Source organism: Anaeromyxobacter sp. SG17 (assembly GCF_022690695.1).
GTDB classification, from domain to species: Bacteria; Myxococcota; Myxococcia; order Myxococcales; family Anaeromyxobacteraceae; genus Anaeromyxobacter; species Anaeromyxobacter soli.
Genome location: NZ_JALCYX010000026.1, coordinates 26900 through 40079 on the forward strand (window position 1 = coordinate 26900; position 13180 = coordinate 40079).

11 protein-coding genes are annotated in these 13180 nt (G+C 70.9%); 10 read left to right on the forward strand and 1 reads right to left on the reverse strand.

Going from position 1 to position 13180, the window contains the following annotated elements:
- Window positions 1-1487: 1487 nt before the first annotated feature.
- From MNY60_RS11865 to MNY60_RS11875, 3 genes are all read left to right on the forward strand, one after another.
- Window positions 1488-2267 (forward strand): ParA family protein, encoded by a 780-nt coding sequence (locus MNY60_RS11865; RefSeq protein WP_242334152.1) that lies wholly within the window; start codon window positions 1488-1490, stop codon window positions 2265-2267.
- On the forward strand, window positions 2264-3166 hold the full coding sequence (locus MNY60_RS11870) for a ParB/RepB/Spo0J family partition protein (RefSeq protein WP_242360662.1): 903 nt from the start codon (window positions 2264-2266) through the stop codon (window positions 3164-3166). The genes MNY60_RS11865 and MNY60_RS11870 overlap by 4 nt, the downstream gene beginning before the upstream one ends.
- Before the next feature lie 174 nt (window positions 3167-3340).
- The gene (locus MNY60_RS11875; RefSeq protein WP_242334236.1) at window positions 3341-3766 is read left to right on the forward strand and encodes a polymer-forming cytoskeletal protein; all 426 of its coding nucleotides are present in this window, start codon (window positions 3341-3343) and stop codon (window positions 3764-3766) included.
- Window positions 3767-3873: 107 nt separating this feature from the next.
- Here MNY60_RS11875 and MNY60_RS11880 read toward each other — a convergent pair whose 3' ends face one another.
- Window positions 3874-4254: an Hsp20/alpha crystallin family protein gene (locus MNY60_RS11880; RefSeq protein WP_242334158.1), complete on the reverse strand. Its 381-nt coding sequence runs from the start codon at window positions 4252-4254 to the stop codon at window positions 3874-3876.
- 205 nt (window positions 4255-4459) lie between these two features.
- On the opposite strand from MNY60_RS11880, the gene atpH reads away from it, so the two are divergent.
- The 7 genes from atpH (at window position 4460) to MNY60_RS11915 (ending at window position 13180) form a co-directional block, all read left to right on the forward strand.
- Window positions 4460-4999 (forward strand): ATP synthase F1 subunit delta, encoded by a 540-nt coding sequence (atpH, locus tag MNY60_RS11885; protein ID WP_242360663.1) that lies wholly within the window; start codon window positions 4460-4462, stop codon window positions 4997-4999.
- A 40-nt stretch (window positions 5000-5039) separates the two neighbouring features.
- On the forward strand, window positions 5040-6575 hold the full coding sequence (gene atpA / locus MNY60_RS11890; RefSeq protein WP_242334164.1) for a F0F1 ATP synthase subunit alpha: 1536 nt from the start codon (window positions 5040-5042) through the stop codon (window positions 6573-6575).
- Window positions 6576-6596: 21 nt separating this feature from the next.
- Window positions 6597-7472: an ATP synthase F1 subunit gamma gene (gene atpG, locus MNY60_RS11895; protein ID WP_242334167.1), complete on the forward strand. Its 876-nt coding sequence runs from the start codon at window positions 6597-6599 to the stop codon at window positions 7470-7472.
- Between the two features lie 17 nt (window positions 7473-7489).
- Window positions 7490-8938 carry a F0F1 ATP synthase subunit beta gene (gene atpD / locus MNY60_RS11900; RefSeq protein ID WP_242334169.1) on the forward strand — a complete coding sequence of 483 codons (1449 nt, stop codon included), beginning with the start codon at window positions 7490-7492 and terminating at the stop codon, window positions 8936-8938.
- A gap of 3 nt (window positions 8939-8941) precedes the next feature.
- Window positions 8942-9340: a F0F1 ATP synthase subunit epsilon gene (locus MNY60_RS11905; RefSeq protein ID WP_242334172.1), complete on the forward strand. Its 399-nt coding sequence runs from the start codon at window positions 8942-8944 to the stop codon at window positions 9338-9340.
- A gap of 295 nt (window positions 9341-9635) precedes the next feature.
- Complete coding sequence (gene gyrA / locus MNY60_RS11910) at window positions 9636-12344, forward strand: DNA gyrase subunit A (RefSeq protein WP_255821338.1); 2709 nt, start codon at window positions 9636-9638, stop codon at window positions 12342-12344.
- Window positions 12341-13180 carry a tetratricopeptide repeat protein gene (locus tag MNY60_RS11915; protein ID WP_242334175.1) on the forward strand — a complete coding sequence of 280 codons (840 nt, stop codon included), beginning with the start codon at window positions 12341-12343 and terminating at the stop codon, window positions 13178-13180. The genes gyrA and MNY60_RS11915 overlap by 4 nt, the downstream gene beginning before the upstream one ends.

The following is a 13180-nucleotide window of genomic DNA, read 5'->3' on the forward strand; positions in this document are numbered from 1 at the left end:
CTCGGGCGGCGGCGCGGAAGCGCCCAGCGGCCGGCACCGACCCTGGGCTGGCGGTCGTTAGCAACGTCCAGAAGACGTGAACGATGCACCAAGGGTCGTCGTCGACGCCGAGGCGCTCGGCGCGGTTCAGACGGGTGGCGGAAGCGCGAGGAGGTGATCCCGACGCCCGGGTCACCTCAGGTCGGCCCCCACTCACGCGCCGCGAACGGCCTGCCGTCCCACGTGGAACGCTGGTGGTGCGTGGTCGTGGCGGAGGGAATGCGGTCTACGCCGATGGTCGCTTCCCCCATCCGACCCGCCGCGCGGGCGTTTGGCTGGGAGAGATGGCGGCCCGTCCGGAATGGTGCGCAGGAGGACCGCGGGAGCGGCTCGGGGCGCCCAGGCGCAAGCGCGGACTCATGGGCGGTCGTCCCCGGACGTGAACGACGCACGAAGGGCGTCGTCGTCGACGCCTGTGCGGTCGGCGCAGCTCACGGGCGCCGAACCTCGGCCCACTCACGCGCAGCGAATCGGCGTCCTGCTGTTCCACGTGGAACGCGGTGGAAGGCGTGGCGCTCGCGGAAGACGGGACACGGTCCACGCCGCAGGTCGCTTCGACTCAGCGGACGCGGCGCGCGACTGCCGGGAGCTCTGGTGCTGCGGGAATCTGCAATAGCGCGAGCGCGAGCACGGCCCCGCCTAGCCGACGGAAGACACCGTTCCCGTGACCTCGCTCGTCTCCAGGACGAGATGAACCGCTTCGACGATTCGGGCGGTGGTGGCGACGCGGGCGCGCGTCGCGAAGAGCTGCTTCATTCCTCACTTTGGCCGTGGCCCCCATGGCCGGGCGCCGGTTCCGGCTGAGGACCGGCCGCTCGACGGGCCTCGGGCCCTCGGCAGGGTACGCCCGAGCTTTCGCGTTCGCGGGCGGGCATGCGCATCGTCCGCGCCCCGAGGCATCAGGGAGGGTCGAGCGCGGCCTGAACGGCGACGCATCACCGTCCGCTCGCGGCCCGGCTGCGCGTAGCTCCTCCCGCCTCCCCCGCCGTCGCGGTGCAACCCCACCCTCGCGCCGACCTCCGCGTCCGAACCGCCCTTCCAGCGCCCGCCCAAGGGGCCCTCCACGCCCGCAGACCGGGAACGCCGCCTCGCCTCGCCCGCCCGCGACGAAGACCACGGGAACATTGCTGGACGAGGGTTGCCCACTGGCCGCGCCCGCCCGCGGGAAGCGGTCCCCCGCTGGCGATGTTCCACGTGAAACGTCGTGCCCGGCCGAGCGGCTGCCGCTGCCCTCCCGGACCGACGTTCCACGTGGAACAGCGCGAGGAGCGAGGGCGACGATGGGCGGAAAGCGGAGGCGCCGGAGGCGTTCGGACGCCGCGTCGTGTCAGATCGATCGGCCAAAGTGCGCGCCGGCGCGGCCAGGGGGTCGCGCGAAACAACCGAGAGGTCCCGAGTTGGCGAACACGACGGAAGGGGCGCGCGCCCCGCAGACGGATGCTCAGGCCATGGCCCGGATCCTCACCATCGCGAACCAGAAGGGCGGCGTCGGCAAGACCACGACGGCCGTGAACCTCGCCGCCTCGCTCGCCGCCGCCGAGCGGCGCACCCTCCTCGTGGACGTCGATCCCCAGGGGAACGCCGGCAGCGCCCTCGGCATCCGACGTGACGAGTCGGAGTGCTCCATCTACGAGGTGCTCGTGGACGGCGTGCCGATGGCGAGCGCCGTTCGCAAGACGGAGCTCAAGTTCCTAGACCTCGTCCCGGCCTCCCGGCACCTCGTGGGCGCCGAGCTCGAGCTCGCGGAGCTGGAGTCGCGGGAGTCGCGCCTGAAGCGCGCGGTGGACGAGGTCGCGGGCTCGTACGAGTACGTGGTGATCGACTGCCCGCCGTCGCTCGGGCTCCTCACGCTCAACGGGCTCGTCGCGGCCCAGGGCGTCGTCATCCCCCTCCAGTGCGAGTACTACGCGCTCGAGGGGCTCGCCGACGTGCTGAAGACGATCGAGCTCGTCCGCTCGAGCGCGAACCCGGCGCTCACCGTGGACGGCATCGTCCTCACCATGTTCTCGCCCAACAACCTCTCCAACCAGGTGGCGGAGGAGATCCGCCGCACGTTCTCGGACCAGGTCTTCAAGACCGTCATCCCGCGCAACGTGCGGCTCTCCGAGGCGCCCAGCCACGGCAAGCCCATCCTGCTCTACGACGTGACCTCGAAGGGCTGCCAGAGCTACCTCGAGCTCGCGCGCGAGGTGACGGGCCGCTTCAGCCAGCTCGGAGGTGTCGCGTGAGCCTCGCCGACAAGCGCCGCCCCGCCCTCGGCCGCGGCATGGCCGCCCTGCTCTCGAACGCGCCGCCCCCCGCGAGCGTCGCGCCCGCCGCGGCGCCGGCCGCCGCGGCGGTGGCGCCCGGGCGCGGGCTCCTCGCGCTGCCCCTCGAGGCGATCGAGCGGAACCCGGACCAGCCGCGCAAGCGCTTCGACGAGGCGAAGCTCGAGGAGCTCGCCGCCTCCATCCGCGAGCATGGCGTGGTGGAGCCGATCCTCGTGCGCAAGGAGGGCGGCAAGTACCGCATCGTCGCCGGCGAGCGGCGCTGGCGCGCCTCGCAGCGCGCCGGGATCCGCGAGATCCCCGCCATCGTGCGCGAGACGAGCGACCGCGAGGCCTTCGAGCTCGCGCTCATCGAGAACCTACAGCGCGCCGACCTGAACGCGATCGAGGAGGCCGAGGCCTACGAGGTGCTCGCGAGCGACCACGGCCTCAAGCAGGACGAGATCGCGAAGCGCGTCGGCAAGGAGCGCTCCACCGTGGCGAACGCCCTGCGCCTCCTGAAGCTCCCCGAGGAGGTGCGCGACTCGGTCCGACAGGGTCAGCTCGACATGGGCCACGCCCGCGCGCTGCTCGCCATCGACGACGCCGAGGCCATCAAGCGGGCGGCCCAAAAGGCCATCCGGGAGGGGCTCTCCGTCCGGGCGACCGAGGCGCTCGTCCGCTCGCTCGGGCGGAAGGAAAGCGACCGTCCCTCCGGCGGTTCCGAGAGCCCGGCCGTCAAGGCGCTGGGACAGCGCCTGCAGCGCCGGCTGGGGGCCAGGTGTAGGGTCGTGCCCAAGTCTGCAGTCGCCGGGCGCCTGGAGATTGAATACTCCTCGCTCGACGAGCTGGATGGAATACTCGGGAAGATTGGAGCGTAGTTCCCTGTACCGCCGCCCGAGGGGGCGGCAGCCCCGATGTTCGGGGAGCAACCACAGCGAGGACGGATGTCCTTCTGGACAAAGCTGCGGGAGGAGGCGACGTCGCCGGCGGTCGGCGCGGACGCACCCGGAGCGCCCACGCCCGCGAAGTCACTCAACGAGGAGCCGAGAAACATGGCCATGCTGAAGCGCGATGAGCTGTCGTCCGTTCCCACCCCCACCGGCGACCTCAACGCCCTGCTCGGGCGCGGGTCCGAGTTCGAGGGCAAGCTCACCTTCGAGGGCACCGTCCGCATCGACGGCAAGTTCACCGGGACGATCGTGACGAACGACGTGCTCGTCGTGGGCGAGGGCGCGAAGGTCAACGCCGAGATCACCTGCGGCACGATCATCGTGCACGGGGAGATCAACGGGAACGTTCGGGCCAAGAGCGCGATCGAGCTGCACCACCCGGCGCGCATGCGCGGCAACATCGAGTCGCCGTCCCTCATGATCGAGAAGGGCGTGATCTTCGAGGGCCAGACGAAGATGGAGGGCGTGGAGAAGGGCGGCGCGAAGCCGGCCACCGCTCCCGGCCCCGTCGCCGCCGTGAAGTCGTAGCGCTCCCGGACGCACTCCAGCCGTAGAGACGAAGAGAGCGGGCTCCGGGAGAACCGGGCCCGCTCTTCTCGTCTCGGCGCGCGGGGCGCCCGAGCCTCGCCTCGGCGCTACACGCCGACCTTCACCTGGATGGCGCGGGGCTTCGTCTCGGCACGCTTCGGCAGGTGGACGGTGAGTAAACCGTTCCTCGCCTCGGCGCGGATCTTCTCGGCGTCGACCGTGGCCGGCAGCGAGAACGAGCGCGTGAACGTCCCGTAGGCCAGCTCGATGCGGTGATAGCTGTCGCGCCGCGCCTCGTTCTCGAGCTTCCGCTCGCCCTTGAGCGTGAGGACCCCGTTCTCGAACCGGATGTCTACGTCCTTCGGGTCAACCCCCGCGAGGTCGAAGCGGAGCGCCAGCTCGTCGTCGTCCTCGAAGATGTCGCAGGGCGGAGTCCAGCCGACCGACTCGCTGGTCTTGTAGGCGCGATCGTCGAAAAGTCGGTTCATCTCGTCCTGGAGACGAGCGAGGTCACGGAAGGGCTCCCATCTCGTCGGCATCGCCATGATTTTCATCCTCCTTTTGGCAACGCGAACGTAAAGCGAGGTCGCGGGCTGTCAAACGGGAGGGCTTCGACCGAGCCTAAGTCCAAGTACTGCCGGGAGATTCGTGCTTGACCGTCGCACCCACACCGTGCTACGGAGCGCGTCCCTTATGATCATGGGTTCCATTGCCCGGCGGTACGCGCGGGCGCTCTTCAGCCTGGCTGCGGAGATGGGTCGAGTAGAGCCCTGGAGCGAGAGCCTCCAGTCCCTCAAGGAGGCTGTCGAGGGCTCTGACGATCTCCGCGACGTTCTGTCCAACCCGGTGTACTCGCGCGAGCAGCGGCGGGCCATCGTGGAGAAGCTCGCGGCCGCGTTCAGGCTCGAAGCCGAGCCCGCGAACCTGCTCCTCCTCCTCGGCGACCGGAACCGCCTTGCCTACCTGGGCAACATCGTCGAGCACTTCCGGGCCCTCGCCGACGCGCACCTCGGCCGGGTCCGGGCCAAGGTGACGAGCGCGGTCCCCCTCGACGCCGCCGCCGCGAAGGCCATCGCCGACCGGCTCTCGCAGGCGACGAAGGCCACCGTCCTCCTCGATCGCGAGGTCAACCCCGCCCTGCTCGGCGGCGTCGTCGCGCAGGTCGGCAGCGTCGTCTACGACGGCTCGGTCCGCACCCAGCTCGAGGATCTGCGGCGCCAGCTGAAGCAGTAGCGATCTTTAACTGTCAGTTCATCCTCCGGAGAGCCTCACGATGGATATCCGCGCCGACGAGATCAGCCGCATCATCCGCGAGCAGATCAAGGACTACGGCAAGAAGGTCGACGTCGCCGAGACCGGCACCGTCCTCAGCCAGGCGGACGGCGTCGCCCGCATCTACGGCCTCGCCGGCGCCGCCGCCGGCGAGCTGCTCGAGTTCCCGGGCGGCGTCTCCGGCCTCGTCCTCAACCTCGAGGAGGACAACGTCGGCGCCGCCATCATGGGCGCCTACGAGCACATCCGCGAGGGCGACCCGGTGAAGCGCACCGGGAAGATCGCCGAGGTGCCGGTGGGCGAGGAGCTGCTCGGCCGCGTGGTCGACGGCCTCGGCAACCCCATCGACGGCCGCGGCCCGATCAACGCGAAGCAGACCCGCAAGATCGAGATCAAGGCCCCCGGCATCGTGAAGCGCAAGTCGGTGCACGAGCCGATGCAGACCGGCCTCAAGGCGATCGACGCCCTGGTCCCGGTCGGCCGCGGGCAGCGCGAGCTCATCCTCGGCGACCGCCAGACGGGCAAGACCGCGGTCGCGATCGACACGATCATCAACAACAAGGGGAACAACCTCCACTGCTTCTACGTGGCCATCGGCCAGAAGCAGTCGACGGTGGCCCGCGTCGTCGACACGCTCAAGAAGCACGGCGCGATGGAGTACACGACGGTCGTCGCGGCGAACGCGTCCGACCCCGCCCCGATGCAGTACCTCGCGCCGTACACCGGCGTGACCATGGCGGAGTACTTCCGCGACTCCGGCCGCCACGCGCTCATCATCTACGACGACCTCTCGAAGCAGGCCGTGGCGTACCGCCAGCTCTCGCTGCTGCTGCGCCGCCCGCCGGGCCGCGAGGCGTACCCGGGCGACGTGTTCTACCTCCACAGCCGCCTGCTCGAGCGCGCCGCGAAGCTCTCCGACAAGGAGGGCGGCGGGTCGCTCACCGCGCTCCCCATCATCGAGACGCAGGCCGGCGACGTGTCGGCGTACATCCCGACGAACGTCATCTCCATCACCGACGGCCAGATCTTCCTCGAGTCGAACCTCTTCTATCAGGGCGTCCGGCCGGCCATTAACGTCGGCATCTCGGTGTCCCGCGTCGGCGGCTCCGCGCAGATCAAGGCGATGAAGCAGGTCGCCGGCTCGCTCAAGCTCGAGCTCGCCCAGTACCGCGAGCTCGCCGCGTTCGCCCAGTTCGGCTCCGACCTCGACAAGGCCACCCAGGAGACCCTCGCCCGCGGCGAGCGGCTCGTGGAGGTGCTGAAGCAGGGCCAGTACCTGCCGATGCCGGTCGAGAAGCAGGTCATCCAGATCTACGCGGCGACCATGCGCGACGAGAACGGCCAGGGCTGGATCCGCGCGGTGCCGGTCGAGCAGATCGGCCGCTACATGCAGGAGCTCATCGAGTTCCTCGACGGCCGCCACCCGGAGGTCGCCCGCGCCATCGCCGAGAAGAAGGCGCTCGACGACGGCATCAAGGCCCAGCTCGACGCGGCGCTCCGCGAGTTCCGCGGCGTGTTCCAGATCGAGGGCCAGTAGGCCCTCCGAGGACGAGCCCCCGTGCCCTCACTGCGCGACATCCGGAACCGCATCGGCTCGGTCAAGTCGACGCGGCAGATCACGAAGGCGATGAAGATGGTCTCGGCGGCCAAGCTGCGCCGGGCCCAGGACGCCATCCTGAAGACGCGCCCGTACGCGCAGCTCCTCGAGCAGACGCTCGCGCGGGTGGCGGCGCGCGCGGCCGCGGACGAGGTGGTGGCCCACCCGCTCCTCGCCCCGCGCGCCCAGCACACCGCCGAGGTGGTGGTCATCACGAGCGACCGCGGCCTCGCCGGCGGCTTCAACTCGAACATCGCCCGCTTCACGCAGCGCTTCCTCGTCGAGAACGGCGACCGGTTCGAGCGCATCCAGCTCGCCACCGTCGGCCGCAAGGGGCGCGACTTCTTCCGGGCGCGCAAGGTGGAGGTCCGCAAGGACTTCACCGGGGTGAACGCGGCCCTCACCTACGAGAAGGCCGAGGACCTCGCCCGCGAGTACACGGAGCGCTACCTCTCCGGCGAGGTGGACGCGGTCTTCCTCGCCTACAACGAGTTCAAGAGCGCCATCTCCCAGAAGCCGGTGGTGTTCCAGCTCCTGCCCATCGAGACGGCGCCCGGCGCCGACGCGAGCGGCGCCGCCATCGACTTCAAGTACGAGCCGTCGCGCGAGGGGCTCCTGCGCGACCTGCTCCCCCGCCACATCGCGATGCAGGTGTGGCGCGCGCTGCTCGAGTCCGCCGCCAGCGAGCACGGCGCGCGCATGAGCGCGATGGAGAGCGCGACCAAGAACGCCGAGGAGATGATCGCCTCGCTCACCCTTCAGTACAACCGCGCGCGCCAGGCCTACGTCACGAAGGAGCTGATGGAGATCGTGAGCGGCGCCGAGGCGCTCAAGTAGATTTGGGAAAGGAAGACATGACCACCCCGACGAACGTTCAGAGCGGCAGGATCACCCAGGTCATCGGCCCGGTCGTGGACGTGGAGTTCCCGCCCGGAGCGCTGCCGGACATCTACACCGCGCTCTCGGTGACGAACCCCGCGCTCGACGCGCGCGCCGACAACCTCGTCATCGAGGTCGCCCAGCACCTCGGCGAGAACACCGCCCGCTGCATCGCGATGGACTCGACCGAAGGCCTCGTGCGCGGCATGGGCGTGCGCACCACCGGCGCCCCCATCTCCGTGCCGGTCGGCAAGGAGGTGCTCGGCCGCATCCTCAACGTCGTCGGCGAGCCGGTCGACGAGCGCGGGCCCGTGGCGTCGGTGCGCAAGTTCCCCATCCACCGCCCGGCGCCGACCCTCGTCGAGCAGAACGTGAAGATCGAGGCGTTCGAGACCGGCATCAAGGTCATCGACCTCCTCGCCCCGTACCTCCGCGGCGGCAAGATCGGCCTCTTCGGCGGCGCCGGCGTCGGCAAGACCGTGCTCCTCATGGAGCTCGTGAACAACGTCGCGAAGAAGCGCGGCGGGTTCTCGGTGTTCGCCGGCGTGGGCGAGCGCACCCGCGAGGGGAACGACCTCTACCACGAGATGATCGAGTCGGGCGTCATCAACAAGGACGACCTCTCGAAGAGCCAGTGCGTGCTCGTGTACGGGCAGATGAACGAGCCGCCCGGCGCGCGCGCCCGGGTGGCGCTCTCGGCGCTCGCCATCGCGGAGTACTTCCGCGACGAAGAGAACCGGGACATGCTGCTCTTCATCGACAACATCTTCCGCTTCACGCAGGCGGGCTCCGAGGTGTCGGCGCTCCTCGGCCGCATCCCCTCGGCCGTCGGTTACCAGCCGACGCTCTCCACCGAGATGGGCGAGCTCCAGGAGCGCATCACCTCCACGAAGAACGGCGCCATCACCTCGGTGCAGGCCATCTACGTCCCCGCCGACGACCTCACCGACCCGGCCCCGGCGACCGCGTTCGCCCACCTCGACGCGACGACGGTGCTCAGCCGCAAGCTGACCGAGATCGGCATCTACCCGGCCGTCGATCCGCTCGACTCGACCTCGCGAATCCTCGACCCGCTCGTCGTCGGCCAGGAGCACTACCAGGTCGCCCGCGTCGTCCAGGAGACGCTGCAGCGCTACAAGGACCTCCAGGACATCATCGCCATCCTCGGCATGGACGAGCTCTCCGAGGACGACAAGCTCACCGTGGCGCGCGCCCGCAAGGTCCAGCGCTTCCTCTCGCAGCCGTTCCACGTCGCCGAGCAGTTCACCGGCAACCCGGGCAAGTACGTCGAGCTCGCCGACACGATCCGCGGCTTCAAGGAGATCGTGGACGGCAAGCACGACGACCTGCCGGAGCAGGCGTTCTACATGGTGGGCGGCATCGACGAGGCGGTCGAGAAGGCGAAGAAGCTGGCCGCGGGGTAACCGATGGCGCTCACCCTCGACATCGTCACGCCGGAGCGGCGCGTCCTCTCGGTCACCGTCGACGAGGTCCGCGCACCGGGCGTCGCGGGCGGCTTCGGCATCCGCCTGAACCACGAGCCCTTCATGACGGCGCTGGAGCCCGGTCGGCTCACGTACGTAGAGGGGGGCCGGGAGCACCACTACGCGGTGGGCGGCGGCTTCCTGCAGGTCGCCGACAACCGGGTCATCGTGCTCGCCGACACCGCCGAGGCGGCCGCCGACATCGACGTCGAGCGGGCGAAGCGCGCCTTCGACGACGCGCAGGATCGGCTGCTCCGCCTCACCGAGCAGGACGGCCACTACGGCGAGGAGTCGGCGCGCGTGCGCCGGGCCGCGGCGCGGCTCTCGGTGGCCGGGCGCTAGGCGTCTCGCTCCACTCGTGGACCCAGGGCGGGGAGGCGCACGGCGCGCCTCCCCGCTCTCTTTTTTCGGGCCGGCGCGGGCGTCCGGGCGGGACGGATCGTGAAGGACGAGCGCGGCGCTCGGGGGCGCGCGGAGGGGTCCGCCGCGCGGGCCCGGCGGACGCCCCGAAGGCCCGCCCCGGGACGGGCAAAAGCGTTGAATCTCCGAGGGAAACCGGCTAAAACACCCCCTTCTCCCAGGTGCCCGCGCGCTCGAACCCCCTCGCGCGCCTATGGCCCGGGAGGGAAGAGCTCCGATGGCCGAAGAGAACCTCCCGCCGAGCCCGCCCGCCGCCGCCCCCGGGGCGCCGCCGCCCGGAGACGGGCAGCGCGCCCAGGTCGCGATCGAAGACGAGATGCGCAAGTCGTATCTCGACTACTCGATGTCGGTCATCATCGGCCGCGCGCTGCCGGACGTGCGCGACGGCCTGAAGCCCGTGCACCGCCGCGTGATGTACGCGATGCACACCGAGGGGCTGCACCACAACAAGCGCTACTCGAAGTGCGCCGGCGTCGTCGGCGAGGTGCTGAAGAAGTACCACCCCCACGGCGACTCCTCGGTCTACGACGCCCTCGTCCGGCTCGCCCAGGACTGGAACCTCCGCTACCCGCTCATCGACGGCCAGGGCAACTTCGGCTCGGTCGACGGCGATCCCGCCGCGGCCTACCGGTACACCGAGTCCCGCCTCGAGCGGCTCGCCGACTTCCTCCTCGCCGACATCGACAAGGAGACGGTCGACTGGGGGCCGAACTTCGACGACTCGACCGTCGAGCCGCTCGTCCTCCCCACCCGCTTCCCCAACCTGCTCGTCAACGGCTCGGCCGGCATCGCGGTCGGCATGGCGACGAACATCCCGCCCCACAACATGGGCGAGGTGCTCGACGCGGTGGCGCACCTCATCTCGAACCCCAAGGCGTCCGTCCCGGAGCTCATGCGCTTCATCCCCGGGCCGGACTTCCCGACCGCCGGGATCATCCAGGGGCGCGACGGCATCCGCGCCGCCTACGAGAAGGGGCGCGGCACCATCCAGGTGCGCGCGCGCGCGTCGGTCGAGGTCCACCCCAAGACCGAGCGCGAGGCGATCGTCGTCACCGAGATCCCCTACCAGGTGAACAAGGCGAAGCTCGTCGAGCACATCGCCGAGCTCGTGCGCGACAAGCGCCTCGAGGGGATCAGCGACCTCCGCGACGAGTCCAGCCGCGAGGGCATGCGCATCGTCATCGAGCTGAAGCGTGACGCGGTCGCGCAGGTGGTGCTGAACAACCTGTACGCCCACACGCAGATGCAGACCGGCTTCGGCGTGACGCTCCTCGCCATCGACGGCGGCCAGCCGCGCATCCTCAACCTGAAGGAGCTGCTCGAGCGCTTCGTCGCCCACCGCCGCGACGTGGTCACCCGCCGCACGCGCTTCGAGCTGCGCAAGGCGCGCGAGCGCGAGCACATCCTGCTCGGCCTGCAGATCGCGCTCGACCACCTCGACGAGATCATCGAGCTCATCCGCAAGGCGCCCGACCGCGACGCGGCCCGCGACGGGCTCATGACCGGCTTCGCCCTCTCGGAGCTCCAGGCGAAGGCCATCCTCGAGATGCAGCTGCAGCGCCTCACCGGCCTCGAGCGCCAGAAGATCCTGGACGAGCTCGCCGAGGTGCAGAAGCTCATCGGCCGCCTGAAGGAGATCCTCGCCTCCGAGGCCGTCCTCATGGAGGTCATCGTCTCGGAGCTGAAGGAGGTGCGGCAGCTCTTCGCCGACGAGCGGCGCACCGAGATCCTGGGCGAGGCGACCGACTACTCCACGGAGGACCTCATCGCCGAGGAGGAGATGGTCGTCACCGTCTCCCACGCCGGCTACGTGAAGCGGAACCCGGTGTCGCTCTATCGCGCCCAGCGGCGCGGCGGGCGCGGCAAGACCGGCGCGGCCACGCGGGACGAGGACTTCCTCGAGGCGATCTTCGTCGCCTCGACGCACAGCTACCTGCTCGTCTTCTCGGACAAGGGCAAGGTCTACTGGCTCAAGGTCCACGAGATCCCGCCGGCCGGGCGCGCCGCGCGCGGCAAGCCCATCGTGAACCTCGTGCAGCTCTCGCCGGGCGAGAAGGTCGCCGCGATCCTGCCGGTGCGGCGGCTCCCGGAGCCCGCCGGCGCCGAGGATGCGGCCGAGATCGCCGCCGAGCCGGGCGAGGCCGAGGCCGCGGAGCCCGCCGAGAAGGCGAACGGCGCGGTCGCCGCCGAGCCCGGACAGTTCGTGTTCATGGCCACGCGCCGGGGGCTCATCAAGAAGACCCGCCTCGAGCAGTTCGCGAGGCCGCGCGCGGCCGGCATCATCGCGCTCGGCATCGAGGAGGGCGACGAGCTCATCGCCGCGCGGCTCATCGACGGCAAGAGCCACGTGCTCCTCTCGACCGCGCAGGGGATGGCCATCCGCTTCGAGGAGTCCGACGTGCGCGCCATGGGGCGGACCGCCTACGGCGTGAAGGGCATCACCCTCGAGGCGGAGGACGCGGTCGTCTCGGCCGAGTCGATCCCGGCGGCGCCGCCGGAGGGCGAGCCCGCGCCGACCATCCTCACCGTCACGCAGAACGGCTACGGCAAGCGCACCGAGCTCGCCGAGTACCGCATCCAGAGCCGCGGCGGGAAGGGCATCATCACCATCAAGACCACCGAGCGGAACGGCCCGGTGGTCGCCGCGGCGCTCGTGTCCGACGCCGAGGAGGTGATGCTCATCACGAACGGCGGCATGCTCATCCGCATGCCCTCGCGCGGGATCAGCCTCATCGGGCGGAACACCCAGGGCGTCCGCCTCATCACCCTCGAGTCCAAGTCCGAGCAGGTGGTGGGCCTCGCGCGCGTCGCCGAGACCACGCCCGAGGCGGCGGCGGCCGGGGTCGCCGAGGCGGCGGAGGGCGAGGAGCCGCCCGAGGGCGGGCCGGAGGACCAGGGCGGCGGGGAGCCGGAGGCCGGCGCGTGAGGCGGCGGTCGGGCCCCTTCGCCGCCGCGCTCGCGGCGGCGCTCGCGCTCGCCTGCGCCTCGCCGGCGAAGCGGCTCGAGGAGGCGAACGGGAAGCGCCACGCGGGCGACCCGAAGGGCGCGCTCCAGGGCTACAAGGCGGTGCTCGCCGAGCTCGGCGACGCGACGCTCTCGCCCGACGAGGCGGCGGTGCGCTGCAAGGCGCTGCGCTTCGCGGGGGACGTCTCGTACCTGGAGCTCGGCGACTACACCGGCGCGATCTCCTACTACCGGCGCATCGTGGCGCTCTACCCGGGCGGCAAGGAGGCGCGCGAGGCGCGCGTCCAGATCGGCGACATCTACCGCGAGCGCTTCCGCGACCCGCTCGCCGCGATCGCCCAGTACGCGGACGTCGCCGCCTCGAGCGCGCCGGAGGCGCCGCGCTACCAGCTCGAGGTCGCCCGCGCCTACCTCGAGCTCAAGAACTGGTCGCAGGCGCGCACCGAGGCCCGCATCCTGCGGGAGAAGTGGCCCGATCACGAGCTCGCCGACGAGGCGCAGCTCCTCACCGCCCAGGCGTGGTCGCTCGAGAAGCGCGACGACGAGGCGCTCTCCGCCTTCCAGGCGCTCATCGACAGCAAGCCGCGCCCGGAGCTCGCGGCCCGCGCGCTCGAGGGGCAGGCCCTCATCCACGCGCAGGCGGGGCGCTTCGACCGCGCGCTCGAGCTGTACGCGCTCGCGCTGCCCATCCACCCGAACCCGGACGCGATCCGGACCAACATCGAGGCGGTCACCGAGCGCCGCGAGCGGGCGAAGCCCGCGACGCTGCCGGGCGATCGCGCCGCCGCCTTCCGCTAG

Bases quoted from the DNA above. Each gene is read 5' to 3' on its own strand.
- gyrA (WP_255821338.1), top strand. From the start codon at position 9,636: ATGGCCGAAGAGAACCTCCCGCCGAGCCCGCCCGCCGCCGCCCCCGGG.
- atpA (WP_242334164.1), top strand. From the start codon at position 5,040: ATGGATATCCGCGCCGACGAGATCAGCCGCATCATCCGCGAGCAGATC.
- MNY60_RS11880 (WP_242334158.1), bottom strand. From the start codon at position 4,254: ATGAACCGACTTTTCGACGATCGCGCCTACAAGACCAGCGAGTCGGTC.
- MNY60_RS11875 (WP_242334236.1), top strand. From the start codon at position 3,341: ATGGCCATGCTGAAGCGCGATGAGCTGTCGTCCGTTCCCACCCCCACC.
- MNY60_RS11865 (WP_242334152.1), top strand. From the start codon at position 1,488: ATGGCCCGGATCCTCACCATCGCGAACCAGAAGGGCGGCGTCGGCAAG.
- atpH (WP_242360663.1), top strand. From the start codon at position 4,460: ATGATCATGGGTTCCATTGCCCGGCGGTACGCGCGGGCGCTCTTCAGC.
- MNY60_RS11905 (WP_242334172.1), top strand. From the start codon at position 8,942: ATGGCGCTCACCCTCGACATCGTCACGCCGGAGCGGCGCGTCCTCTCG.
- atpD (WP_242334169.1), top strand. From the start codon at position 7,490: ATGACCACCCCGACGAACGTTCAGAGCGGCAGGATCACCCAGGTCATC.